Origin of the sequence: Massilia oculi (genome assembly GCF_003143515.1) — a bacterium.
GTDB classification, from domain to species: domain Bacteria; phylum Pseudomonadota; class Gammaproteobacteria; order Burkholderiales; family Burkholderiaceae_D; genus Telluria; species Telluria oculi.
In genome coordinates this window covers 296802-322518 of the sequence record NZ_CP029343.1, presented here as the reverse complement: position 1 = coordinate 322518, position 25717 = coordinate 296802, and the positions used below count along the sequence as shown (strand labels likewise).

Genomic DNA, 25717 nt, shown 5'->3' with positions numbered 1-25717 from the left:
ACAAACGGCCGCGTGGCTGGGATAATGCGCGCTTGCATGCTTCATACAGAATCTTTTGAGTCCCGCCATGAAACAAGACCCGCGCTTCCCGAACCTTTACATCCTGAACCACCCGCTAATCCAGCACAAGCTGTCGCATATGCGCGAGCACGATACGTCGACCCGCACCTTCCGCGAACTCCTGCGCGAGATCACGCTGCTGATGGGATACGAGATCACGCGCGACCTGCCGCTGACGACGCGCTCGATCAGGACCCCGCTGGTGACCATCGATGCGCCGGTAATCGCAGGCAAGAAGCTGGCCGTGGTGCCGATCCTGCGCGCCGGCATCGGGATGAGCGACGGCCTGCTGGAACTGGTGCCGTCGGCGCGCGTCGGCCACATCGGCGTGTTCCGCGACCCGGAAACCCATGAGCCGGTCGAGTACATGGTGCGCCTGCCGGATACCGCCGACCGTACCTTCATCCTGTGCGACCCGATGGTTGCCACCGGTAACTCGGCGGTGCATGCGATCGACGTGCTCAAGAAGCGCGGCGTGCAGGACGAGCAGATCCTGTTCCTGGCCCTGGTAGCGGCGCCGGAAGGCGTGCAGGTTTTCCAGGACGCGCATCCGAACGTCAAGCTGTACGTGGCCTCGCTCGACTCGCACCTGGACGATCACGCCTACATCATCCCGGGCCTGGGCGATGCGGGCGACCGCATCTTCGGCACCAAGTAAGGGGCGCCGATGGCACCCGTGCAGCCGGCCGACCAGCAGTTCTTCGCGCGCCTGGCCGAACTCAACGAGAAGTTCGCGGCGCGCCTGCCAGCGACCCTGGAGCGCCTGGCGGCGCTGTCGCAGCAACTCGAGCGCGCCGGCGAGCCGGCCTTCGACGTCGCGCCGGCGGTGAACGAGGTACAGGCCATGCTGCACACGCTGGCCGGCTCGGCCGCCACCTTCGGCTTTCGCGGCCTGGGCCACCATGCGCGCCTGCTGGAGCAGCGGCTACGGGTGCTGCGCGCGTTCGACGTGGTCGCCGCCACGGAGTGGCAAGCCTGGCGCGCGGAACTCGACGAATACATCCGCGTCGCGCATCGCGATCCAAAGTCTCTTGCTTGAGCCCTCCGCAGGGCGCCCACTCGCGCGTGGCGCTACGCAAGCCGCATGCACAAACTCGCGGCAGAGCGGAATTTGATTCATCGCAAACATTCGGTCTGGTCTTGCGCCTATATTTTCCCTCGTACGGGATAAAAACGCGCGCTGTCCTGTTTATTGAATTTTAGAATCGTTGTGGCCAGGCGGTTTTTTTATTTAACGAAGAGGGTGCGCGTCGGTTTTATTCGGTATAATACGGGATCGTTGGGTTCGAGGTAGTAGTGCAGTCTGTCTGTCATTTCTTTCTTGCTTCTTCAAACGATCTGAAACGGGCGCAAGCCCAACTAACCGAAATAGGAAATTGTAATGGCAACTGGCATCGTTAAATGGTTCAATGACTCGAAGGGCTTCGGCTTCATCACCCCTGATGAAGGCGGCGAAGATCTGTTCGCGCACTTCTCGGCTATCCAGAGCACCGGCTTCAAGTCGCTGCAGGAAAACCAGCGCGTTTCGTTCGACGTGACCACCGGCCCTAAGGGCAAGCAAGCCTCGAACATCCAGCCTCTGTAATAGCCTAAGGGCTTTACGAGACAAAAATCCCCGGAATCGCCGGGGATTTTTTTTGCCTGTCCATCCCAGGCGTGCGCCCCGCGCGGACCGCACGGCGGCGTCAGGAATGCCGCCAGTAATCCGGCGCGGCGTAGCTGCGGCGCAGGAAATCCACGAAGGCGCGGATGCGCAGCGGCAGGTGGCGGCGCTGGGCGAACACGGCGTGGACGTCGTTGCCGGGCGCCGCGAAGTCGTCCAGCACGGTCACCAGTTCGCCGCTCGCGATCTGGCCGCCCACTTCCCACATCGAGCGCCAGGCCAGGCCCTTGCCGGCCAGCGCCCAGGCATGCAGCACGGCCCCGTCGTTGCACACCATATTGCCGCCCACTTTCAGGGTCACCTGCTTGCCATCGTCCATGAAGGTCCAGCCGCGCTGGCTGCCTTCGCTGCTGATCGGCAGGCAGTTGTGGCGCGCCAGGTCGGCCAGCTGGCGCGGCCGGCCATGGCGCTTGAGATAGGCGGGCGAAGCCACCACCACGCGCCGGTTGTCGGCCAGCTTGACGCCGACCAGGTTCGAGTCGTCGAGGCTGGCGATGCGGATGGCCACGTCCACGCCTTCGGCCACCAGGTCGATGATGCGGTCGGAGAGGTTCAGGTTGATGGTCACGTCGCGGTGCTCGGCCAGGAAGGAGGGCAGCAGCGGCGCCACGTGCTGGCGCCCGAATCCGGCCGGCGCCGACACCGTCAGGTGGCCCGAGGCGCGCATGCTGTGCTCGGAAATGGCCGACTCGGCGTCGCCCACCTCGGCCAGGATGCGCTGGCAATCCTCGAGAAAGGCCGTGCCCTCGTCGGTCAGGACCAGCCGCCGGGTCGTGCGCTGCAGCAGCTTGACCCCGAGCCGAGCCTCGAGCGCGTCGAGGCGGCGGCCGATCATGGCCGGCGCGATGCCCTCGGCGCGCGCCGCAGCGGACAGGCTGCCGCGCGCGACGACCTCGACGAAGGTCGCCATCTGGGTGAATTTGCCCATATTCCCTACCCGTTCCCGCCTATCATTTGATACAAAAACACACAGATGCTGTGAGATTTTGTATGGTTTAGCGCTATTCCAGTGAATATACTTGATGCAAAGACAAACGCCAAGCAGCGCCCGGATCGGGCGCCGGCGTCCCACGCATTCTTCATTCAACTCAGGAGGCAATATGTCCCTCACCATCCCTGCCGGCATGCAGATCACGGGCGAGATCAAGCCCGGCTACGAGAACATCCTGGTCCCGGAGGCGCTCGCGCTCGTGGCGCAACTGGCGCGTGCCTTCGCCCCGCGGCGCCAGGAATTGCTGGCCGCGCGCGCAGAGCGGGCGCGGCGCCTGGACGCCGGCGAACGCCCGGACTTCCTGCCCCAGACCGCCCACATCCGCGACGGCGACTGGCGGATCGCGCCGATCCCGCCGGCGCTGGCCTGCCGGCGCGTGGAAATCACCGGTCCGGTCGAGCGCAAGATGGTCATCAACGCGCTCAATTCGGGCGCCGACAGCTATATGACCGACTTCGAGGATTCGAATACGCCGAACTGGGACAACCAGATCCAGGGCCAGGTCAATCTGTTCGATGCGGTCCGCAAAACCATTTCGCTGGAGCAGAACGGCAAGTCCTACCAGTTGGGTGACAAGGTGGCGACCCTGATCGTGCGCCCGCGCGGCTGGCACCTGGACGAAAAACACGTGCTGGTCGACGGCCAGCGCGTCTCGGGCGGCATCGTCGATTTCGCGCTGTTCATGTTCCATAACGCCAAGGAATTGCTGGTGCGCGGCGCCGGCCCCTATTTCTACCTGCCGAAGCTGGAATCGCATCTGGAAGCGCGCCTGTGGAACGACGTGTTCGTGATGACCCAGGACGCGCTGGGCCTGCCGCAGGGCACGATCAAGGCCACGGTGCTGATCGAGACCATTCTCGCCGCCTTCGAGATGGACGAGATCCTGTACGAGCTGCGCGAGCACAGCGCTGGCCTGAACGCCGGCCGCTGGGACTACATCTTCTCGTGCATCAAGAAGTTCAAGCTCGACCGCGACTTCTGCCTGGCCGACCGCGCCAAGGTGACGATGACGGCGCCGTTCATGCGCGCCTATGCATTGCTGCTGCTCAAGACCTGTCACCGGCGCGGCGCGCCGGCCATTGGCGGCATGTCGGCCCTCATTCCGATCAAGAACGATCCAGAGAAAAACGAGATCGCGATGGGCGGCGTGCGCACCGACAAGGCGCGCGATGCCACGGACGGCTATGACGGCGGCTGGGTCGCGCACCCCGGCCTGGTCGGGCTGGCGATGGAAGAGTTCACCAAGGTGCTGGGCGACAAGCCGAACCAGTTCGAGAAGCAGCGCCCCGACGTCGAGGTGACGGCCGCGCAATTGCTTGACTTCCAGCCCGAGACGCCGATCACCGAGGCCGGCCTGCGCTACAACATCAATGTCGGCATTCACTACCTCGGCGCCTGGCTGGCCGGGAATGGCTGCGTGCCGATCCATAACCTGATGGAAGACGCGGCGACAGCCGAGATCAGCCGCTCGCAGGTATGGCAGTGGATCCGCTCGCCGAAGGGTGTGCTGGAGGACGGCCGCAAGGTCACGGCGGACATGGTTCGGGAGATGATTCCCGAGGAGCTGGAAAAAGTGAAGGTGGTGGCGGCGGACGGGACGCATGCGAGCTACGAACGCGCCGCCGTCATCTTCGAGGAGATGTCGACGTCGGATGACTTCGCCGAATTCCTGACCTTGCCGTTGTACGAGGAGATCTGATGCACGTACGGTTGGCGGAATGGCCGCCAGCCATGCGATGAATCAGAAGGTATTCTTCCACTCGCGCAGCGCCGCGAAGACGTCGACCGGGGCCGCACCTGGCGCCAGGCGTCCGGCCTCGACCAGGCTCTGCACGATGCGCGCCTCGCCATGGCGCAGGAAGGGATTGGTCGCCCGCTCGAGGCCGATCGTCGACGGGATGGTCGGCTGCCCGGCGTCGCGCTGCCTGCCATCGTCCCGCACCCGCGCCGCCAGCGCGGCATTGTCCGGTTCCACCGCCTGGGCGAAACGCAGATTCGACAGCGTGTATTCGTGCGCGCAATACACCAGCGTGTCGTCCGGCAGCGCGGTGAACTTCCCGAGCGACAGCATCATCTGGCGCGGCGTGCCTTCGAACAGCCGCCCGCAGCCGGCGCCGAACAGCGTGTCGCCGCAAAACAGCCAATCGGCGCCCGGGTCCTGGCCTGGACTGCGGCGCACATACGCGATGTGACCCAGCGTGTGCCCCGGTACATCCAGCACGTCCAGCGCGAGATCCAGCCCCGGCACGTCGATGCGCTCGCCTTCGCCGAGGGGATGCGTGACCAGCGCGATGCCGTCGTTGCGTGGCCCGAACACGGGCACGTTCCAGTCCTGGAGCAAGCCCGGCACACCCCCGATATGGTCAGCATGATGATGGGTGAGTAGAATGGCGGTCAGGCGCAGCTTGTGCGCGGCGAGCGCAGCCTTGACCGGCGCGGCGTCGCCCGGGTCGACGATGGCTGCATTGCTGCCGTCGTGTATGAGCCAGAGATAATTGTCTTTAAAGGCTGGAACCGTCAATACAGCGAGGTTCGTGCGCAGCGGAGTCGTCATGGTAGAAGCAACCTTCCAGCGAAGGTCAAAGGGGTGGCATGGATAGCGTATCCGAAAAATCCATTATAGCGCTCGACAACTGGCTGCAATCGCCGGCGGGCGGCTACGTGCGCGCGTTCGAGCAGGCCTGCCTGGACGAGCTCACGGTGGACATCTTCGGCTTCAATGCGCTGCAGATCGGCGTGCCCCAGCTCGATGCGCTGGCGGCCAGCCGCATGCCCAATAAATGGCAGGCGGCCACGCGCGCCTCGCATGCGGACGAACTGGCGTTTGCCGCGGGTGGCAAGCAGATCGCGGTCGCGGTCGACTTCGAGGAACTGCCGTTCGCCACCGGCAGCATCGACCTGGTGGTGCTGCCGCACGTGCTGGAGTTCGCGGCGGAGCCGCACCAGGTCTTGCGCGAGGTCGAGCGGGTCTTGATTCCGGAAGGGCAGGTGATCATCTGCGGCTTCAATCCGGCCAGCCTGTGGGGCATGCGCCAGGGCGTCCGGCGCGTCACGCGCAGCGACTACCTGCCCGAGTCCGGCGAATTCATTTCTTTGCCGCGTCTGAAAGACTGGCTAAAATTGCTGAATCTGGGCGTGACACGCAGCCATTTCGGCTGCTACGCCCCGCCGTGCCGCACGGCTCACTGGCTCAGCCGCTTCTCGATGATGGAATCGGCAGGCGCGCGCTGGTGGCCGTATCTCGGCGCGGTCTACGTGGTGCATGCGATCAAGCGGGTCAAGGGCATGCACATCATCGGTCCCGCATGGAACAAGAAAGCGAGCAAGCGGCCGGCGGCAGTGCCGGCAGCGAACAGGGAATGAGCGAACAACAATCGAATGCAACCTCCTCGACCCAGGTCGAGATCTTCACCGACGGCGCCTGCAAGGGCAATCCGGGCACGGGCGGCTGGGGCGCGCTCCTGGTCTCGAACGGGCACGAAAAAGAAATCTTTGGTGGCGAGCCGAACACTACCAATAACCGCATGGAATTGCGCGCCGTGATCGAGGCGCTCGGCGTCCTGAGCCGTCCGTGCAAGGTCGTGCTGCACACCGACAGCCAGTACGTGCAGAAGGGCATCTCGGAATGGATTCACGGCTGGAAGGCGCGCGGCTGGAAGACCGCAGCGAAGGAACCGGTCAAGAACGATGACCTGTGGAAGGCGCTCGACCAGGCGCAGCAGCAGCACGCCGTCGAATGGCGCTGGGTACGCGGCCACAACGGCCATCCTGGCAACGAGCGGGCCGACGTGCTGGCCAATCGCGGCGCGGCCTCGGTGCGGCGCTGAGTCTTTCATCGCCGGAAGGCAAGGGCGGGCTTTGCTATACTTCGCTCCGCTTCATCTCAGTTTCAATTTATCCAGTAGAACACCATGCGCCAGATCGTCCTCGACACCGAAACCACCGGCCTGAATCCTCGCACGGGAGACCGCGTCATCGAGGTCGGCTGCGTCGAAATCTTCAACCGCAAGCTCACCGGGAATAATTTTCACCGTTATATCAACCCCGAGCGCGAGTCGGACGAGGCGGCGCTGGCGGTGCACGGCCTGACCACCGAGTTCTTGAGCGACAAGCCGAAGTTCCATGAGATCGCCGAAGAATTGCGCGAGTTCGTGCAGGGCGCCGAAGTCATCATCCACAATGCGCCGTTCGACCTGGGCTTCCTGAACCACGAATTCACCCGCATCGGCCTGCCGCCTTTCGTCGAGCACTGCAGCGGCGTGATCGACACCCTGGTTCACGCCAAGGAACTCCATCCGGGCAAGCGCAATTCACTGGACGCGCTGTGCGACCGCTACGAGATCTCGAACGCGCACCGCAAGCTGCACGGCGCACTGCTCGACTCCGAGCTGCTGGCCGACGTCTACCTGGCCATGACCCGCGGCCAGAACTCGCTGACGATGGACGTCGAAGTCGAAAGCGCGAACATCGGCGACGCGCTCGACGTGGTGCCGCTGGGCGAGATCATCGTGGTCGCGGCGAGCGGCGACGAACTCGCGGCGCACGACGAAGTGCTGGCCGGCCTCGACAAGAACGTGAAAGGCAGCTGCGTGTGGAGGAATTATGCTCCGCAGGGGTGACGGGACAGTGATTCTGTGCCATAATACGCCTCGCTTCGGGAGGTTAGCTCAGGGGTAGAGCACTGCATTCACACTGCAGGGGTCGCAAGTTCGAAACTTGCACTTCCCACCAGAATTCACAAGGGCCAGCAGCAATGCTGGCCTTCTTGTTTTCGGCAAGCGGCAGGTATCGCTGCCTGCTCGTGTTTCTTTCGAGATCACGGCATTGGTACAAATAAGTTGGTCAATTGCCATTTGGAATAATCAAGACTCTATGGCATAATACGGCCTCGCTGGGAGGTTAGCTCAGGGGTAGAGCACTGCATTCACACTGCAGGGGTCGCAAGTTCGAAACTTGCACTTCCCACCAACAGGATTCCTCGAAACGCCCGCATCTCGCGGGCGTTTTTCTTTTCAGGCCCGTCTTCACCGCCGGTGCGACCTATCGAGGCCGCGCTCCAGGCCACCGCTCGTTCTGCTGCTTGAGTTCCTACCTGAGCTCCTGCCTAAGCTCCTGCCTGAGCTCCTGCTTAAGCTCCTCCGTGATCGTCCACGCATACAGGGTCTTGTCGCGCACCCGCACGATCTGTTCCGGCGGCCATTGGGCGCCCATGTGAAAATCGTGCGAGACGACCCGCGCGCCGACCCGCAACTGCCGCCACAACTGCGGCATCAGCTGCAGGTTCACCTCGAACAACAAATACAGCATGACCACGGTGGCCGGGCTGAAATCACTGCGGAACAGGTCACCCTGGCGAAAGCGCACGCGGTCCTGCACCCCGGCCGCGCGCGCGTTGGCGGTCGCTTCCCGGATCCGTTCCGGATCGAGATCGATGCCCACGCCACGCGCGCCATACTTGCTGGCGGCCGAGATCACGATGCGGCCGTCGCCGCAGCCGAGGTCGTACACCACGTCATTGCGTCCGACCTGCGCCATCGACAGCATGCGGTCGACGATGGCCTGCGGCGTCGTCACATACGGCACCTTGGGCAAGGGCTGCTGCGCGAGCGCGGACGGGATCGCCACCGGGGCCAGCGCCAGGCTGGCCAGCGCGGCGGCGCCGTGCAGCAGGGCGCGGCGCTCATGCAGGATGGATGGGGCGGTCGTTGGTGCATCCGGCAATGGACTTCCTCCTGAAGCGGGCGTTGAACGGGCATGCAAGCGTACCCGATATCGCCGGCCGGGTCGTGTACACTGGCCGCGAGCGGCATGCCGCATGCCGACGAGAACACGATAAGAACGGGACAACACCGATGGTGAACGGGTACTACGAACCCCTGCTGGTCTTCGTGTCGATCCTGGTCGCCATCCTGGCCTCGTATACGTCGCTCAGCCTGGCGCTGCGGGTGCGCCAGGCCCAGGGCCACGCGCCGTACTTCTGGATCGCCGGCGGCGCGCTGGCGATGGGCAGCGGCATCTGGGCCATGCACTTCATCGGCATGCTGGCCTTCCGCCTGCCGATGCCGGTCGGTTACGATCCGCTGATCACCGTCGCCTCCTGGTTGCTGCCGGTGGTCGCGTCCGGTCTGGCGCTATGGCATGTGCGGCACCGTGCATTCCGGGGCCGCCAGCTGGCCTGGAGCGCCGTCCTGATGGGCCTGGGCATCAACGCCATGCACTACACCGGCATGGCCGGCATGCGCATGGACCCGGCGATCACCTACACGCCCTGGCTGTTCGCGCTGTCGGTCGCGATCGCGATTGGCGCCTCGGCGCTGGCGCTGCAGATCGGCCTGCGCCTGCACGAGGCTGGCAGGGAGGGCGGCCGCGCGCGGCGCGCCGTGCAGTTCGCAGCCAGCGTCATCATGGGCGGCGCCATCGCCGGCATGCACTATACGGGCATGGCCGCCGCCCACTTCGAGGCCGGCAGCGTGTGCCGCGCGGCGCTCGGCGGCGTCGATCAGGATCAGCTGGCGGCATTGGTGACGGTGGCCACCGTGTCCCTGCTCAGTATCGCGCTGCTGGCCACCATTTTCGATGCGCGCCTCGAGGCGCGCAACCGCACGATCGCCGAATCGCTGCGGGCGGCGGCCGAGCGCCAGCAACTGTATCTCGACGAGCAGCGCGCCCGGGTCGAGGCCGAGAACGTCAGCCAGATGAAGGACGAATTCCTCGCCACCTTGTCGCACGAGCTGCGCACACCGCTCAACGCCATGCTCGGCTGGTCGCAACTGCTGCTGCAGGGCCAGCGCGACGGCGCCATGCTGCGCCGCGGCCTGGAAACCATCGAGCGCAATGCGCGCGCCCAGTCGCAGCTGATCGAAGACATGCTCGACATGAGCCGCCTGTTGGCCGGCAAGGTGCGGATCGACGCGGCGCCGATCCAGCCGCAGGACTTCGTCCACGCGGCGCTCGAGACGGCGCGCCCGGCGGCCCTGGCGCGCAGCGTCGGCCTGGACGCCAGCATCGACCACCGCGTCGGCCCCGTGCGCGGCGACCTGGCGCGCATGCAGCAGGTGATGTCGAACCTGATCTCGAACGCCGTCAAGTTCAGCGAACCGGGCGGCGTGGTGACGGTCACGCTGCGGCTGGAAGGCGAGGGGAGCGAGCGCGCGGTGGCGATCGACGTTGCCGATACCGGCGCCGGCATCGCGTCCGCATTCCTGCCCTATGTGTTCGACCGCTTCCGCCAGGCCGATTCCTCGTCGGCGCGGCGCCACGGCGGCCTGGGGCTGGGCCTGGCGATCGCGCGCCAGCTGGTCGAGCTGCAGGGCGGCGCGATCAGTGTCGCCAGCCGCGGCGAAGGGCAGGGCGCCACCCTCACCCTGCACCTGCCGCTGGCGGCGCCCGGCGCGGTGCCGGCGGCGCGGAGTGAGTCCCTTGCCGGCCTGCCGCTGGCGCCGCCCGAGATGGCAGGCATGACGGTGCTGGTGATCGACGACGAACTCGACTCGCTGGAACTGGTGCAGCAGGTGCTGGCCGCCAGCGAGGCCACGGTCCTCACCGCCACCGGCGCGCGCGAGGCGCTGCGCCTGGTCGAGGCGCGCCGGCCCGACCTCGTCATCAGCGACATCGGCATGCCGCTGGTCGATGGTTTCGAGGTGATCCGCCGCATCCGATCGATGCCCGATCGCGAGACGGCGGCCGTGCCGGCCATCGCCCTGACCGCGTTCTCGCGGCGCGAAGACCAGCAGCGTGCGCTGGAGGCGGGATTCGACGACTACCTGACCAAGCCGGTGGCCCCGGCGACCCTGCTGCAGACGGTGGCGGCGATCGTCGCCCGCCGCAACCTGCTGCGTTCGCTGTAACGTCCCGCAACCTGCCTCTTTCGCTGTAGGCGGGGAGGCGATGCTTCCCACGCGTTCAGTTCACGTTTGCATCCTCGTCACCCCGCGACACCCGGCAGCACGAGGTCGAGTTCGAGCCCGCCTTCGGGACGGCGCAGGCCGGCGACGATATAGCCGCGGTTGCGGCCCGCTTCCTTGCCCTTGTAGAGCGCGCGATCGGCCAGCGCGATCGCCTGTTCCCAGTCGGGCTGGATCGTGGCTTCCGGCCTGGCCCCGTCGTCATTCGGCGCGAACGGCAGCGACACCGCGCCAGCGGTGGCGCTGACCCTGAGCGCGGTGCCGTCTTCCAGCATGATCGGCGTGGCGGCGATCGCGTCGAGGATCCGGCCTACCAGCAGCGGGCGCTGGTCCTGGGTCACGCCCTGGGAGTACACGAGGAATTCCTCGCCGCCCCAGCGCAGCACCATGTCCGATTCGCGCATCGCCGCGCGCAGGCGCTTGCCGACCTCGACCAGCACCGCGTCGCCCGCCGCGTGGCCATACTCGTCGTTGATGCGCTTGAAGTGGTCGATGTCGAGCAGGGTGTAGCAGTCGGCCGAGCCCAGGCGCGGCGCCGCTTCTCCGGTGCGGCTGCGCATGCGGTCGAGGAAGGAGCGCCGGTTGAACAGGCCGGTGAGCGGGTCATGGGCCGAGCGGTAGGCCAGCTCGTCGTTCAGCTCGGCCAGGCGGCGACCGGTCAGCACCGACTTGCGGTACATCCATAGCACGCCCGCGCACATGAAGAGCGCCAGCGAGGCGCCCAGCGAGGCGGCGGTCTGGAGCAGGCTGCGGTGGCGCAGCTCGGCGTCCTTGACGGCGTTCTCCTGGCGCAGGGCGTCGATCTGGGCGGCGCGCTCGCGCGCCTTGAACTGTTCTTGCAGCGCCGAGATCGCCATGTTGCGCTCATCGAGCGCCAGTTCCTGAGTCACGGTTTCGCGTTCGCGCGTGGTGGCCAGCGCTTCGCGGAAGCGTCCGGCGCCCTCCAGCGCCTGGCTCTTCTCGGCCAGCATGCGGCCGACGGTCGACATGGCGCCGGCCTTGCGCATCGCGGCGATCACCGCGTCCACCTGCTGCATGCCTTCACGCTGGCGGCCCTGGCCGAACAGGGCGAACCCGAGGTTGGCCTTCGCCATTTGGAGGCTGATCCGGTCTTCGCTGCGCTCGGCCGGCGCCAGCGCGGCGCGCGCCGCCTGCTCGGCCTCCTGGAAGCGTCCCGCCTTCAGGTGGGCGTTGGCGATATTGCCCAGCACATTGGCTTCGAGCGCGATCAGCTGATGGGCATGGGCCAGTTCGAGCGCGCGCTCGAACGCTTGCAGGGCGGTCTCCAGTTCGTCCTGCGCCACCAGGGCCCTGCCCTCGAAGAAGTGGACCGCCGCTTCGGTGCGCGGCGGCAGCCGGGTCGGGCCGGTGCGAATCTCGCGCAGCGTCTCGAGCGCCCGGCTTGGGTCGCGCGAGTTGACGTACATGCGCGCCATCGCCAGCCGGATGTCGGCTTCGCGCGGGCTCCACAGGCCGGGATGGCGCTTCACCATGTCCAGCGCGCGCAGGAAGTGGTGCAGCGCGCGGTCGTACTGGCCGACCGCGCTGTAGGCCATGCCGTGCAACCCTTCGGAGGTGGCGGTGAATTCGAGACTGCCCAGCTTGCGGTAGCGGGCGCCGAGCGCCTCGAGCTGGCCCAGGGCCTTGGCCGGATCGTTGTTCTCGATCAGGCGCAGCACCCGCGCCAGGCTGGCCAGCGCGAGATTGAGCGGATCGCGTTCGGCCTTGGCCAGGCCGATGATAAGCTCATTGGTCTCGAAGGCTTCGCGGAAGTTCCCCGCATCCGCCTGTACCCGTCGCAACAGGCGCAGGTAGTTGATGCGCACCGAATAGGGCGCACCGGCAATCAGCTTTGGACCTTCCTGCACCAGGATAGTGCGCGCCTGCGCATTGTTTTGCTCGGCCATCGCCGCGATCTCGTCGAGCCGCGCCTCCGGCTGCAGGGCCGCCGTCCCCGGACCGGCAAGCGAGGCCAGCAGTGCGCCGATCGCGAGCAGCGGCTTGAATCTGGTCAGGCGTCCATTGGGAACAGTCATGGTGGCGGGGGCGGGGGGGTAAGGGCGGAGCGGCGGGGGTAGGGCGTGATGGCCCGTTCCCATTATCGAATGTTGATTTGAGGAAATCAAGCACCGTGGCCCAGGCTGCGATGTTTACGCAACGGCGGCCTTTTAGTAGTAGAATTTGCCTGCCGGCACGTAAATTGCAGAAGATTTGTCGGATTGCTTTGATTCGCAACAGCATTCTGGTTATATTTGCACGTCTGCAAAAAGTTGACGGTTTGCAGGTGCAGCAGCGGTTTCATGTCAGGCATGCCGGCCCAACAGGCAGGATCTCGAGAGCGTGCCCGCACGACCTGCGCGCACGGCGCAATGACAAGACGCGAGACCACATACCTATTTGATTGGAGAACACGTAGTGAGTATTTTTAGAACCAAGAATCTGGATGCCATGCTGGCCGCCAGCGCCAAGCCGGGCGGACTCAAAAAGGTGCTCGGCCCGACCGACCTGATCCTGCTCGGTATTGGCGCCATCGTCGGCACCGGTATTTTCGTGCTCACCGGCACGGGCGCCGTCACTGCCGGCCCTGCGCTGACCCTCTCCTTCATCGTGGCCGCCATGGCCTGCTGCTTCGCCGCCCTGTGCTACGCCGAGTTCGCCTCGACCGTGCCGGTTGCTGGTTCGATCTATACCTATAGCTACGCCACCCTCGGCGAATTCGTCGCCTGGATGATCGGCTGGGACCTGCTGCTCGAGTACGGTCTGGCCACCTCGACCGTCGCGGTCGGCTGGTCCGGCTATTTCCAGTCGCTGATGTCGGGCTTCGGCCTGGTGCTGCCGGACGCGCTGACCGCCGCCCCCGGCGCCCGTCCCGGCGTCGACACCCTGTTCAACCTGCCGGCCTTCGTGATCATGATCGCGCTGACCGCGATGCTGTCGCTGGGTATGCGCGAATCGGCGCGCGTCAACAACGTCATGGTCATCATCAAGACCGGCGTCGTGCTGCTGTTCATCGCCGTCGGCGTGGGCCACGTCCGTCCGGAGAACTGGGAGCCGTTCATGCCATACGGCATGGGTGGCGTGATGAGCGCCGCCGCGCTGGTGTTCTTCGCCTTCATCGGCTTCGACGCCGTCACCTCGGCCGCCGAGGAAGTCAAGAACCCGAAGCGTGACCTGCCGATCGGCATCATCGGTTCGCTGGTGGTCTGCACCATCCTGTACGTCGTGGTCGCCGCGATCATGACCGGCATCGTGCCGCACCTGGACTTCAAGGGCGTCGACCACCCGGTCTCGCTGGCGCTGCAGGTGGCGGGCGAGAACTGGGTCGCCGGCTTCGTCGACCTGGCCGCGATCCTGGGCATGAGCACCGTGATCCTGGTGATGGCCTATGGCCAGACCCGCATCCTGTTCGCCATGTCGCGCGACGGCCTGCTGCCGGCCAGGCTGTCGAAGGTGCATCCGAAATACGGCACCCCGTTCTTCGCTACCTGGCTGGTGGGCATCATCTTCGGCCTCATCGCCGCCGTGGTGCCGCTGAACGTGCTGGCCGAGCTGGTCAACATCGGCACCCTGGCCGCCTTCACCCTGGTCTCGATCGCCGTCATCGTACTGCGCAAGAAGCGTCCGGACCTGCCGCGCGCCTTCCGCTGCCCTGGCGTGCCGTTCATTCCAGGCCTGGCGATCGTGTTCTGTCTGGTGCTGATGTCCTTCCTGAGCTGGCATACCTGGCTGGCGTTCGTCATCTGGCTGGCGATCGGCGCGGTCGTCTATTTCGGCTATGCGCGCCAGCGTTCGCTGCTGAACAAGCCGCAGTAGCTAGCCGCAGTAACAAGCCATTTTTCGCGGCAGGCCCGCCCGGCCTGCCGCGCGCCCTTCGGCCGGCGACGGCGCTTCATGTTAATCTGCCATCTTTGACGCAGCCTGTGCGTCCTTGAAACGGAGATGTCTCATGAGCGCCATCGTGCTCGGCCAGGGCGATGCCCTCCTGATCGTCGACCTCCAGGTCGACTTCCTTCCCGGCGGCAGCTTGGGCGTCCCCCACGGCGGCGAGGTGATCGCGCCAATCAATCGCTTGATCGCCCTGTACCGGGCGCGCGCGCTGCCGATCTACGCCTCGCGCGACTGGCATCCCGCACTGCATTGCTCGTTCGCCGAGCAGGGCGGGCCGTGGCCGCCGCATTGCGTGGCCGGGACCGAAGGCGCCCGCTTTTCCTCCGAGCTGAACCTGCCGGACGACGTCATCGTCGTGTCCAAGGCCGATACCGTCGAGGTGGATGCGTATTCCGCCTTCAATGGCACCGGACTGGGGAAGGCCATGCGCGCGCGCGGCATCCGCCGGGTGGCGGTATGCGGCCTGGCCACCGATTATTGCGTGCTCAATACGGTGCTCGACGGGCTCAAGGAAGAGATCGAGATCCTGATCGTGGCCGAGGCCGCGCGTGCGGTGGACGTCGCGCCCGGGGATGGCGACCGCGCCATGACGAGCATGCTGCGCGCCGGCGCGCAGCCGGTGCGGCTGTCGGGCGATGGGCTGGTGGCCGACGTGGAGCTCGGCGCGCGCCTCTGAGCGCGTCCTTGGGCAGGCGGTGTCGGCGCTTGCGGGCGGTGGCCGGCATCCCCAATTCCGCCGCGAAGCTGGCGATCCTGGCCCGGACGCAGGGGACGTCGCGCGGGGCGTGCGCCTGGACGGGAGAGACGCGTGATCGAAAACATGATCGAAGTGGCAAGCGATTGCTGCGCCACAAGATATCATTTTGTAATCCCTCTCTTACATACTCGCAGCGCGCCTACCGATTCTCGCAACGTGGTCCAGCTTGAATAATGTCGGTAATCGTCCATGGGACACTTCACGATGCGAGACATGACACCAATGTTGTTAGCCGACGCACCACGCGTCGCGACCGCACCCCTTGCCACCGCAGAAGGCGCGAGGGACCTGTATTTTTCGCTGTACGCCGATCCGTCAGCGATTCCCGAGCAGGCCATGGACTTCGTGGCCGCGCAGATCGCGGTCGCGCGCGAGCTGCCGTCCGATTTGCCGTCGAATCTGGGCCAGTTGCAGGCCTGGATCGAAGAACGCACCGAGATCGTCGGCCAGCAGTACCGCGACTACCTCGGCGCGCGCAAGAATGGCGCGCCGCGCCGCTATTTCTCGTGCCGCGCGCACGCGCTGTACTTCATCAAGGGCGTGGCGCCGACCAAGCTGGTCGACGGCGCCTGGCTGTACGGCTTGACGCGCCAGTGGGATGATGTCGCCTTCCACCCGCTGATCAAGACCTATCTCGAAGAACTGGGCGACGGCCTGCCGGACAAGAACCATGTGACGCTGTACCGCAAGCTGCTGGCCACCCACGGCTGCGAGAGCTGGGAACACCTGGGCGACGACCACTTCCTGCAAGGCGCGCTGCAGCTGGCGCTGGGCCACCACGCCGAGCACTTCCTCCCGGAAGTCGTCGGCTACAATCTGGGCTACGAACAGCTGCCGCTGCACCTGTTGATCACGTCCTACGAGCTCAATGAACTGGGCATCGATCCGTATTATTTCACCCTGCACGTGACGGTCGATAACGCCGCGAGCGGCCATGCGCGCAAGGCGGTGCAGGCGGTGCACGACCTGATGCCGAAGGTCGGCGACCGCGACGCCTTCTGGCAGCGCGTGGTCGACGGCTACCGCCTGAACGAACTTGGCGCCAGCACGACCTCGGTGATCGGCGAATTCGACCTGCAGTCGGAGCTGGTCGGCATCCTGGCCGCCAAGAGCGGCGTGGGCAAGTACATGCATTCGGATTACTGCCGGGTCGCCGGCCGGTCCGTGAACGACTGGCTGACGGATCCGGCGCAGATCCCGGCCTTCCTCGCTGCGCTCGAAGGGGCCGGCTGGATCAAGCGCGGCGAGGACGTCGAGCATAGCCGCTTCTGGCGCCTGGTCGAAGGCGAGCGGGCCGAGATGTTCGGCGTGTTCAACGCCTATGAGTTGCAGGTGCTGCGCGACTGGATCACCTCCACCGCCGACGGCAAGCCGTCCAGCGCCCAGCGCGTGCTCACCGCGCGCGCGCGCCAGCGCACCCTCGACCAGCTGGGGCAGGGCGCGGAACGGGGCAATGCGCATCCGGTGCGCGGCCTGATCCGCCGCCACGCCAACCTGGACGATGCCGACGCCGATAACGAGCTGCGCCTGCTGGAACAGCAGGTGGCGGCGGCCAACGGCAAGCAGGAGGCGATGCAGCTGCTGGGCCGCCTGCTGTCGCCCGAGATTCACCATACGGCGGTGGGCTTGATGGCCACCCGCATGTACACGCAACTGTTCGACGCCTGAACCGCCCGCACGGCGACAAGCGGCCGGTATGCGATAGAGAGCGCGTACCGGCCGTGGCTACAAATAAGACTATTACAAGGGAATCACACGTGCAAATCCTCGAACAACGCTTCCTGCGCGGACCAAATGTCCACGCCGACTCGCCATGCCTGCTGTCGGTGGTCGACCTGCAGGACCTGTACGGCAAGTCCACCAAGTACCTGCCCGGCTTCAACCACGCGCTGCTCGAGCTGCTTCCGTCGCTGCATGGCGAGCGCCTGCCCGCCGGCCAGCCCGGCGGCTTCGCGCAGCGCCTGCGCGAGGGCACTTACCTGGGCCGCGTGATCGAGCATGTGATGCTGGAGCTGCAAACCCTGGCCGGCGCGCCAGCGGCTTTTGGGCGCACGCGGCCGGTGAACGGCCATCCCGGGCAGTTCAGGATCGTGTGCGCCTACAGTTGCGAAAAGCTGGCCGAGCCGGCCTTCGACCTGGCGCTCGACCTGGTGACGGCGCTGGCCCACGGCGAAGGTTTCGAGCTCGCTCCGCGCCTGGAAGAACTGCGCGAGATCGCCGCGCGCTATGCGATCGGCACCAGCACCGGCGCGGTGATCACCGCGGCGCAGGAACGCGGCATCCCGGTGCAGCGCATCACCGACGACGCCAATCTGTTCCTGCTCGGCTGGGGCGTCAGGCAGAAGCGGCTGCAGGCCACCACCACCGGCGACACCAGCTTCATCGCGGTGAAGATCGCCAGCGACAAGCAGCTGACCAAGTCCCTGCTGAAGGAAGCCGGCGTGCCGGTGCCCGAGGGCGACGTGGTCACGACGGTAGAATCGGCCCAGCGCGTGGCGCGCCGCCTGAACGGGCCGGTGACCCTGAAACCGCTGGACGGCAACCAGGGCAAGGGCGTGACGGTCGACTGCACCACGCCGGACGACGTCGCGCGCGCCTTCGAGTTCGCGCGCCAGTACGGGCGCCGCATCATCGTCGAGCGCCATGTGAAGGGCCGCGATTACCGCGTGCTGGTCGCCGGCGGACGCGTGGCCGCGGCCTCGCGCCGCCGTCCCGCGCATGTCGTGGGTGACGGCGTCAAGACCATCCGCGAGCTGGTCGAGATCGAGAACGCCGATCCGGCGCGCGGCGCCGGCCATGCGACGATCCTGACCCGGATCGCCCTCGACGACCATGCGGCCGACATGCTGTCGCGCCAGGGCTTCGAGTTCGACAGCGTGCTGCCCGTCGGGGTGGTGGCCGAGTTGCGCGGTAACGCGAACCTGTCGACAGGCGGCACCGCCGAAGACGTGACCGACCTGCTGCCGGATTCGACGCGACTGCTGTGCGTGCGGGCCGCGGCCAAGATTGGCCTGGACGTGGCCGGCATCGACATCGTGTGCGAAGACATCGGCCAGCCGCTGGCCGCGCAGCGCGGCGCCGTCATCGAAGTCAATGCGGCGCCCGGCATCCGCATGCACCAGTATCCGAGCGCGGGAGAAGCGCGCGATGCCGGCGAGGCGATCGTCGACGGCCTGATGGGCGCGTCCGACGGTCGCATTCCCGTGATCGCGCTGACCGGCACCAATGGCAAGACCACCACCACCTTGCTGGTCGCGCATGCGGCGCGCATGGCGGGCCGGGTGACCGGCGTGACCACCACCGAGGGCGTCTTCATCGACGGCAAGCAGGTGGTCAAGGGCGACTGCACCGGCTACTGGTCGGCGCGCACGGTGCTGCACGCGCCGGAAGTGGAGATCGCGGTGCTGGAAACGGCGCGCGGCGGCATCCTCAAGCGCGGCCTGGCCTATGACCGCTGCGACGTGGCGGTGGTGCTGAACATCGCGGCCGACCACCTGGGCCTGGACGGCGTCGACACGGTCGAGGACCTGGCGCAGGTGAAGGCGGTGGTGGCGCAATCGGCATCGAAGGCGGTGGTGCTCAACGCCGAGGACGCGCTGTGCGTGCAGATGGCGCGCCGCGTGAAACCCGGCGCCGAAGTATTGTTCTTCTCGATGGACGCCGAGAACCCGGTGCTGCTCAAGCACCTGGAGGACGGCGGCCGCGGCGCCTACCTGCAGGATGGCGCGCTGGTGATCGCCGACGGCCATATCCAGCAGGCGGTGATCAAGGTCGAAAGCATGCCGGTGGCCTTCGGCGGCCTGGCCCGCTTCAACATCGCCAACGCGCTGGCGGCGGCAGCGGCCTTGATGGCAGCCGACTTCAGCCAACTGCAGATCGCGGCCGGCCTGTCGACCTTCGTGTCAAACGGCCGCACCAACCCGCTGCGCACGAATATGTTCGACGTGCGCGGCGTGACGGTGATCGTCGACTACGCCCACAATCCCGCCGCCTACGCCGCCATGGCCGACATGGCGCGCGGCATGCTGCCAGGTCAACTGGTCGGCATCGTGACCGCCCCTGGCGACCGCCGCGACAGCGACCTGCGCGAGGTAGGCAAAGTATGCGGCGCCCGTTTCGACGAGCTGGTGGTCTACGAATCCCAAAGCCGCGGCCGCGCCGTGGGCGACGCGGTCGACCTGATCCTGAGTGGCGCCGAAGAAGCCGTGGGCCTCACGGACACCCTTCACCGCGAGCTGGAAGTCGGCAACGCCATTCGCCTGGGCCTGAGCCTGTGCGAACCTGGCGACGTCCTGGTCTTCGCCTGCGGCTCGTCGCTGCAAGTCTTCGTCGACGCCATCCGCGCCACCGACCCCGAAAGCGCCGACCTGATCGCCGCCCAGACCACCTGACCCAAACGGCCCCCCGCCACCTCTCAACGAGGGTCAGAGTAAAATTGTTGGGCAATTTCCCAAATTTGCCCGACAATTAATAGGGGTCGGCGTCGAATTATCGGCCATTAGCTTGGCGGACAACTAGGGTCGGAGTCGAATTAACGGCTCAGCCGTAAAAGTTGTCAAACAATTCGACTCCGACCCCTCATTTCTTCTGCCCAGCATTCACCTTATGCGCCGAACTGGCAATTGGCTCAGAATTCGCTTCTGTCGCCCTTACCCTTTTCCTGCCGAACGATAAGCAACGCAAAAAATCGGCCCTGAATTCATTAGGTGTCGAGTCCCGTCTGATCGTAGACGCGTTTGACGAATAGATCAGGTTTGCGTTTCTGCCAATCCTTGAGCGCCTGAATCGGTGTCGTTGAGCCGATAGCTCGCTGCGGGATATGGTGGTTGTAAAGCTTGAGGTAATTGTGCAATGTGGTCTCCAGATCGGCCCTGCTATCGAAGCGGGTCTGCGCGATCAGCTCACTGATCCTGCCATTGAAGCGTTCCACCATGCCGTTAGTTTGCGGGTGGCGCGGAGGCGCCAGGCGATGCTCGACTTCCATGCTGCCACATGCCTTGTCGAAGGCGTGATTGCCGCTGGGCTTCTTGTCTTTGGTGGCGAAGCGGTCGGTAAATTGCGAGCCGTTGTCGGTCAGTATCTTGGTGATCTTGATCGGCGATGCGAGCTTCAAACGGCGCAGGAAATCGACGCTACTACGTTCAGTCATATCGTTGTAAATATGCAGAAAAACCCAGCGCGTCGCGCGGTCAATGGCAACAAACAGGTAGCGGCGTGAGGTTTCGTCAGGCATCTGTGGCAGGTACTTGATATCGACGTGCAGGAAGCGTGGCTCATAGTCCTTGAAGGTCTTCTTGGCCTTGATCGTTTCGCCTTCAGCTTGAGGGATCACGTCCTCCAGTCGTGCCATGCCTTCGCGTTTGAGCAGTCGCGCAATGCCTGAACGAGAGACCTCGGGATTGATGTATTGCCGGGTGATGTAGAGCAGGTCGTCGAGCGGTAAGTAAAGCGTCTGGCGCAGGGACAGCACGACCAGTTCCTGGGCTGCGCTCAGGGTCGTATGCAGGGTGTGAGCACGATGCGAGCGGTCTTGCACACCGTCCCGCTTGAGCCATTTGGCAGCGGTGGCCCGAGTGATATTGAACACCTTGGCCGCTTGACGGTCGGACAGGCCGGAATCCTTGATCTCCTGACGGATTTTTGGCGTGGTGCGGGCTTGCGGGTGAATGCGTGAACTCATGCTCGATATGGTGATGTTCTGCGAGGGGCTGACGAACGATGCGGGAAGCCAGCAATTATCTCATCGAGCACGGCCTTTGCACGGAACAAGGCCATGCTGCGACGGGGAACATGATCACACGAAACTAAACAATTAGGGACGGAGTCGAATTATTGAGCAATTGCTCGAATGCGCCGGTTAATTAAACAGGGTCGGAGTCGAATTGTTGGCCAATTGCCCAGCAGATAACTAGGGTCGGAGTCGATTTACCGGCTCATCAGCAAAAGTTGTCAAACAATTTGACTCCGACCCTAATTGGAGGTGGGAGAGAAAACGGCCCGTGAGGGCCGTTGGGTTAGATGGTGGTGGCTTCGATGCGGCGGGCGAGGTCGGGGCGGGTGGGGCGGAGGGCTTCGGTCAGCTCGGAGATCGAGGAGCCGCAGCCGAAGACCAGCACGTCGCCGGGACGGCACATCGACAGCCCGAGGCGGATGGCGCGGTGGACGTCCAGTTCCACTTGCAGCTGCTCGGCGTCGATCTTGCCCAGGCGGGCGCCGCGCGCCAGCAGCGTGGCGGTTTCGCCGGCGGGGCGGCCGCGGTTCTCGGTTTCGTAGATGACCAGCTCGTCGAAGCCGGCGGCGCAAGTGCGGCCGACGTCGACCAGGTCGGCGTCGCGGCGGTCGCCCGGGGCGGCAACCACCCCGACCAGGCGCCCCGGCGTCATCGCGCGCGCCATATCGGCCATGGCGGCGTAGGCCGCGCAGTTGTGGGCGTAGTCGACCACCACCGTCACGCCGTCCACGTCGAACAGGTTCGAACGCAGCGGATTGTGCTTGCTGTCCGAGACGAAGCCGCGCAGGCCGTCCGCGATTTCGTGGTTGGCGAAGCCGCAGGCGGTCAGGGTCGCCGCCGCCGCCATGGCGTTGGCGATGTTGTAGCGCGCCCTGCCGCCCAGCGACGAGGGCATCTCGTGCACGTCCACCAGCGCCTCGTGGCGCAGGCCGCTCGCGATCACGATCGTCGAATCCTGCAGGTAGACGCCGCGCCCGCCGTGCTCCACGTGGCGCAGCAGCACCGGATCCTCGGCGTCCAGCGCGAAATAGATGATTTCCACGCCGTCGGCCAGCTCGGCCCCCATCTTCACGCAGTACCTGTCCTCGGCGTTGAGCACCACCGCGCGCGAGGCGCGCTTGGCCACCACCGCCTTCACCCTGGCCAGGTCGTCGATGGTGTCGATGCCGTCCAGCCCCAGGTGGTCGGCCGAGACGTTCAGCACCACCGCCACGTCGCAGCGGTCATAGGCCAGGCCGCGCTTGAGGATGCCGCCGCGCGCCGTCTCCAGCACCGCGAAGTCGACGTCCGGCGCACCCAGAACGCTGCGCGCCGAATGGTAGCCGGTGCAGTCGCCTTCATAGGCCAGCTCGCCGTTCAGGTAGACGCCGCTGGTGGTGGTCACGCCGGTGCGCAGGCCGGCCATGCGTACGGTGTGCTCGATCAAGAGGCTGGTGGTGGTCTTGCCGTTGGTGCCGGTGACTGCCACCAGCGGGATGCGTCCGTTGCAGCCGCCGAACAGCGCCTCGACGATGGCGTCGCCCGCGTCGCGCGGCGTGCCGCGGCTCGGGTACTGGTGCATGCGGATGCCCGGCGCCGCGTTGACCTCGATGATGCCGCCACGCTGCGCGCGCAGCGGCAGCGCGATGTCTTCGCAGATGATGTCGATGCCGGCCACGTCCAGGCCGATGGTGCGCGCGGCGCGGACGCAGATGTCGCGCGTTTCTTCCGGCAGCAGGTCGGTCACGTCTTCGGCGGTGCCGCCGGTCGACAGGTTGGCGTTGCCGCGCAGGTCGGCGCTCACGCCGTCGGCCAACACGGTGTCGAGGTCATGACCCTGCCGGGCCAGCGTCTCGTCGGCCAGCGCGTCGAGCGGAATCCTGGTGAGGATGTTGGTGTGGCCGTCGCCGCGCGCCGGGTTGCGGTTCTCGGTTTCCACCAGTTGGCGGATGGTCGACTTGCCGTCACCCGTCACGTGCGGCGGGCGGCGCCACGAAGCGGCCGCGATCTTGCCGCCCGTGACCAGCACGCGGTAGTCGCGGCCGCGCAGGTATTCTTCGACGATCACGCGCCGGCCATGCTTGCGCGCGAACTCGAAGGCGCGCGCCACCGCATCCGCGCCCACGCAGTCGACGGTCACGCCCTTGCCCTGGTTGGCGTCCAGCGGCTTGACCGCCACTGGCCGGCCGAGACGGCGCGCGATGCGCTGCGCCGCTTCCACCGTGGTGACGACGTCGCCTTCCGGCACCGGCACGCCGGCCCCGTCCAGCAGCGCCTTGGTCAACTGCTTGTCGCTGGCGATGCCCACCGCGATCGCGTTGGTGGCGCCGGTGATCGTGGCCTGCAGCCGTTTCTGGCGGCTGCCCCAGCCCAGCTGGAACAGGTTCGCAGATTCGGTCAGGCGCAGGGCCGGGATGTCGCGCCGCAGGGCGGCGTTGACGACGGCCCCGGTGCTGGTGCCGATCGCATGGCGCTCGGCGACGTCGCGCAATTCGGCGACGGCGGCATCGAGGTCGAAGGCCTGGTCGTGCGCCATGGCGTCGAGCAGGGCGATCGCGGTGCGCAGCGATTCCTCGGCCACTTGTTCGATCGCATAGCCGCATACCACGCGGCGACGCTCGGGCTGTCCCGCGACCGGCAGGGTGGCGCCGTGCTCACCCGGTGCGCCGGCCAGGCGCTGCAATTCCATGACGACCGGCTCGAGCGCGTCGACCAGCAGCGCGTCGTCGGCCAGGCGCGCCGCTGCCTCGCGCGGCAGCGCCGGCAGCAGTTCGAGCAGGCGCGCCGAAAAGCCGCGGCCCTTGGCGCCGACATTGTCCACCAGCGCCATCAGGCAGGGATTGGCGGCGTACAGATTGGGCCCGCGCAGCAGGCGTTTTTCCTTGATTCTCATGACAGTGTGGTCCGTTTGGTGACGTTTTCCAGGAAGTCCAGCAACTGGGGCGGCACGCGCTTGCCAGTCTGCTCCTCTCCATCGGGCAGTGAATATTTGCTCCCGGCCGGCAACAGGTGCAGGCGCACGTCGATCAGCTCGGGCGTGGCGCGATCCTTGATCTCGGCCACGTTGGTGCTCATTGAGCGGCCGTCGACCACGGTCACCGCGCCTTCGCCCAGCACCTCGATGCCGACCCCGCGCTCGATGATCAGCGCCGTGTCTTCGTCGATGCCGATCCCCTGCAGATACGGGTTCTGGGCCACGACCGACAACAGACGCGACAGGCGCTGGCGTTCCGAGAAGTGCTGGTCGACCACCACGCGGTGCAGGAAGCCCAGGCCGGCCCCCAGGCTCACCGAGCCTTTCTCTGGCAGCAGGTCGGCGCGGCCCTGCGCCAGCATATGGCCCGACATGGCCGACGCCCCGGCGCTGGTGCCGCCGATCGTGGCGCCGCGCACCTTGAGGGCGGTGTGCATCTCGGCGTCCATGGCGGTGCCGCCGATCAGGGCCAGCAGGCGTTTCTGGTCGCCGCCGGTCATGAAGATGCCGGTGGCCTCGGCCACCTTGCGCACGAAGTCTTCGCTGTTGGCGTCTTCGCGGCTGGCGATCTCCAGGTGCGCGCGCTCCCCGACGCCCAGCGTGCCGAATACGCCGTCATAGATCTGCCACATCGCGTCGGCGATCTGGCTGGCCGCCGTGATCACGACGATGCGCGCATCGGCGCCGCCGGCCAGTTCGACGAAGCGCGACAGGATTTCCATATCGTGCTTGCGGTCTTCGCTGCCCCCGATGATGACCAGGTGGCCGTTCTTTTGCTGGAGTGGTTCGCTCATCGTTGCACCATCTTCGAATAAGGCATCTCGCCGTTGCTGCAGGCGCCGGCCTCGAGACGGCTGACGGCGATCAGCCCGACCTTGATCTCCGGCGCGAACAGATCGATCCCGCGTTGCAGCGCCTGGTCGAGCGGCATGCCGTCTTCGATCCAGCCATAGACCGTGCGCGCCAGCAGGTGGCGCACGATGTGTTCGCCGATGCCGCTCGCCGCGACCGCGCCGGCGGGACCCGCATAGAATCCGCTGCCGATGATCGGGGTATCGCCGACGCGCCCGAGTAGCGCCGGCGCCGAGCCGCCGCTGGAGCAGGCGACCGCGAAATGGCCGTCGGCGCCGCGCACCACGGCGCCAACGGTGTCGCAGGCCACGCCCTCGGGCAGGTTCACCGGGGTATTGTAGTTCCAGAAGCGGTCGAACAGCCGGCTGTTCAGGCCCGGCATGGCCGGCACCGAGCCGGCCAGCTGCGTCATGATCTTGCGATGTTCGGCGCGCTGGCGCTCCGACACCGGGACGCTCTCGGGCATGCCGATCGCGCGCGCGAAGCGCGCGGCGCCGTCGCCGGCCAGCATCCAGTGCGGCGTGTCGGCCACCGCGCGCGCCAGTTGCACCGGGTTCTTGACCGATTGCGCGCAGGCGATCGCGCCAAGGCGTCCGCGGGTATCCATGATCGAGGCATCCATTTCGACGGTGGCGCCGTCGAGACCCAGCACCGAGCCGCTGCCGGCGTTGAAGCGGCCATCGTCTTCCAGGGCGCTTACTGCGCCGACGGCCGCGTCCAGCGCGTCGCCGTTGACTTCCAGCTGCGCCAATGCGCGGCGCGCGGCGAGAACGCAACCATCTTCGTTCTCGCGCGACGCGCCGGCGCCGCCGTGTACCACGACGGCGCCAGCTTGTTGAGGCTTGCTCATCTCGTCCAATCCTTTTGCATTATTGTTATCGTGATCGGTCGCGCAGCACCGTGTGCGACCAGCGGACA

At 66.2% G+C, this 25717-nt stretch carries 20 protein-coding genes and 2 tRNA genes; 14 read left to right on the top strand and 8 right to left on the bottom strand.

The window, feature by feature from the left end; genetic code table 11:
- Positions 1–67 precede the first annotated feature (67 nt).
- From upp to DIR46_RS01405, 3 genes are all read left to right on the top strand, one after another.
- Positions 68–718, top strand: a complete 651-nt coding sequence (gene upp, locus DIR46_RS01415; RefSeq protein ID WP_109343646.1) for a uracil phosphoribosyltransferase — start codon at positions 68–70, stop codon at positions 716–718.
- 9 nt (positions 719–727) lie between these two features.
- Positions 728–1099 (top strand): Hpt domain-containing protein, encoded by a 372-nt coding sequence (locus tag DIR46_RS01410; protein WP_109343645.1) that lies wholly within the window; start codon positions 728–730, stop codon positions 1097–1099.
- A gap of 342 nt (positions 1100–1441) precedes the next feature.
- Entirely contained in the window at positions 1442–1645 is a 204-nt protein-coding gene (locus DIR46_RS01405; protein WP_005670341.1) for a cold-shock protein, read from the top strand.
- A 100-nt stretch (positions 1646–1745) separates the two neighbouring features.
- Here the strand turns inward: DIR46_RS01405 and DIR46_RS01400 are convergent, their stop codons facing one another.
- Positions 1746–2651, bottom strand: coding sequence for a LysR family transcriptional regulator (locus DIR46_RS01400; protein WP_109343644.1), 906 nt, complete (start codon positions 2649–2651; stop codon positions 1746–1748).
- Between the two features lie 172 nt (positions 2652–2823).
- Here DIR46_RS01400 and aceB point away from each other — a divergent pair, with 172 nt between their 5' ends.
- Positions 2824–4413: a malate synthase A gene (gene aceB, locus DIR46_RS01395; protein ID WP_109343643.1), complete on the top strand. Its 1590-nt coding sequence runs from the start codon at positions 2824–2826 to the stop codon at positions 4411–4413.
- A gap of 42 nt (positions 4414–4455) precedes the next feature.
- Here the strand turns inward: aceB and gloB are convergent, their stop codons facing one another.
- Positions 4456–5268, bottom strand: a complete 813-nt coding sequence (gloB, locus tag DIR46_RS01390; protein ID WP_109343642.1) for a hydroxyacylglutathione hydrolase — start codon at positions 5266–5268, stop codon at positions 4456–4458.
- Between the two features lie 38 nt (positions 5269–5306).
- Here gloB and DIR46_RS01385 point away from each other — a divergent pair, with 38 nt between their 5' ends.
- The 5 genes from DIR46_RS01385 to DIR46_RS01365 all read left to right on the top strand — a co-directional run bounded on the left by DIR46_RS01385 (position 5307) and on the right by DIR46_RS01365 (position 7682).
- Positions 5307–6077: a class I SAM-dependent methyltransferase gene (locus tag DIR46_RS01385; protein WP_109343641.1), complete on the top strand. Its 771-nt coding sequence runs from the start codon at positions 5307–5309 to the stop codon at positions 6075–6077.
- Positions 6074–6541, top strand: a complete 468-nt coding sequence (gene rnhA / locus DIR46_RS01380; protein ID WP_109343640.1) for a ribonuclease HI — start codon at positions 6074–6076, stop codon at positions 6539–6541. The genes DIR46_RS01385 and rnhA overlap by 4 nt, the downstream gene beginning before the upstream one ends.
- 84 nt (positions 6542–6625) lie before the next feature.
- Complete coding sequence (gene dnaQ, locus DIR46_RS01375) at positions 6626–7333, top strand: DNA polymerase III subunit epsilon (protein ID WP_109343639.1); 708 nt, start codon at positions 6626–6628, stop codon at positions 7331–7333.
- Between the two features lie 37 nt (positions 7334–7370).
- Positions 7371–7445: transfer RNA gene (locus DIR46_RS01370), tRNA-Val, on the top strand.
- Positions 7446–7607: 162 nt separating this feature from the next.
- Positions 7608–7682 (top strand) — tRNA-Val (locus tag DIR46_RS01365).
- Positions 7683–7802: 120 nt separating this feature from the next.
- Here DIR46_RS01365 and DIR46_RS01360 read toward each other — a convergent pair.
- Positions 7803–8435 (bottom strand): SAM-dependent methyltransferase, encoded by a 633-nt coding sequence (locus DIR46_RS01360; protein WP_109347864.1) that lies wholly within the window; start codon positions 8433–8435, stop codon positions 7803–7805.
- Positions 8436–8566: 131 nt separating this feature from the next.
- Between DIR46_RS01360 and DIR46_RS01355 the strand changes: the two genes are divergently transcribed.
- Positions 8567–10561, top strand: a complete 1995-nt coding sequence (locus DIR46_RS01355; protein ID WP_162819359.1) for an MHYT domain-containing protein — start codon at positions 8567–8569, stop codon at positions 10559–10561.
- 77 nt (positions 10562–10638) lie between these two features.
- Here DIR46_RS01355 and DIR46_RS01350 read toward each other — a convergent pair whose 3' ends face one another.
- Positions 10639–12654, bottom strand: a complete 2016-nt coding sequence (locus DIR46_RS01350) for a GGDEF domain-containing protein (protein WP_229446453.1) — start codon at positions 12652–12654, stop codon at positions 10639–10641.
- A 379-nt stretch (positions 12655–13033) separates the two neighbouring features.
- Here DIR46_RS01350 and bcaP point away from each other — a divergent pair, with 379 nt between their 5' ends.
- The 4 genes from bcaP to cphA (DIR46_RS01330) all read left to right on the top strand — a co-directional run bounded on the left by bcaP (position 13034) and on the right by cphA (DIR46_RS01330) (position 19654).
- Positions 13034–14431 carry a branched-chain amino acid transporter BcaP gene (gene bcaP / locus DIR46_RS01345; protein WP_109343637.1) on the top strand — a complete coding sequence of 466 codons (1398 nt, stop codon included), beginning with the start codon at positions 13034–13036 and terminating at the stop codon, positions 14429–14431.
- A 133-nt stretch (positions 14432–14564) separates the two neighbouring features.
- Entirely contained in the window at positions 14565–15182 is a 618-nt protein-coding gene (locus DIR46_RS01340) for an isochorismatase family protein (RefSeq protein ID WP_109343636.1), read from the top strand.
- Between the two features lie 303 nt (positions 15183–15485).
- Positions 15486–16931: an iron-containing redox enzyme family protein gene (locus DIR46_RS01335; protein WP_229446452.1), complete on the top strand. Its 1446-nt coding sequence runs from the start codon at positions 15486–15488 to the stop codon at positions 16929–16931.
- Positions 16932–17020: 89 nt separating this feature from the next.
- On the top strand, positions 17021–19654 hold the full coding sequence (cphA, locus tag DIR46_RS01330; RefSeq protein WP_109343635.1) for a cyanophycin synthetase: 2634 nt from the start codon (positions 17021–17023) through the stop codon (positions 19652–19654).
- Positions 19655–19965: 311 nt separating this feature from the next.
- Here the strand turns inward: cphA (DIR46_RS01330) and DIR46_RS01325 are convergent, their stop codons facing one another.
- The 4 genes from DIR46_RS01325 to DIR46_RS01310 all read right to left on the bottom strand — a co-directional run bounded on the left by DIR46_RS01325 (position 19966) and on the right by DIR46_RS01310 (position 25649).
- The gene (locus DIR46_RS01325) at positions 19966–20943 is read right to left on the bottom strand and encodes an IS481 family transposase (RefSeq protein WP_109343634.1); all 978 of its coding nucleotides are present in this window, start codon (positions 20941–20943) and stop codon (positions 19966–19968) included.
- Positions 20944–21277: 334 nt separating this feature from the next.
- On the bottom strand, positions 21278–23866 hold the full coding sequence (gene cphA / locus DIR46_RS01320) for a cyanophycin synthetase (RefSeq protein ID WP_109343633.1): 2589 nt from the start codon (positions 23864–23866) through the stop codon (positions 21278–21280).
- Positions 23863–24741, bottom strand: a complete 879-nt coding sequence (locus tag DIR46_RS01315) for a cyanophycinase (RefSeq protein ID WP_109343632.1) — start codon at positions 24739–24741, stop codon at positions 23863–23865. Before DIR46_RS01315 ends, cphA (DIR46_RS01320) begins: the two co-directional genes overlap by 4 nt.
- Entirely contained in the window at positions 24738–25649 is a 912-nt protein-coding gene (locus DIR46_RS01310) for an isoaspartyl peptidase/L-asparaginase (RefSeq protein ID WP_109343631.1), read from the bottom strand. Before DIR46_RS01310 ends, DIR46_RS01315 begins: the two co-directional genes overlap by 4 nt.
- Positions 25650–25717 lie beyond the last annotated feature (68 nt).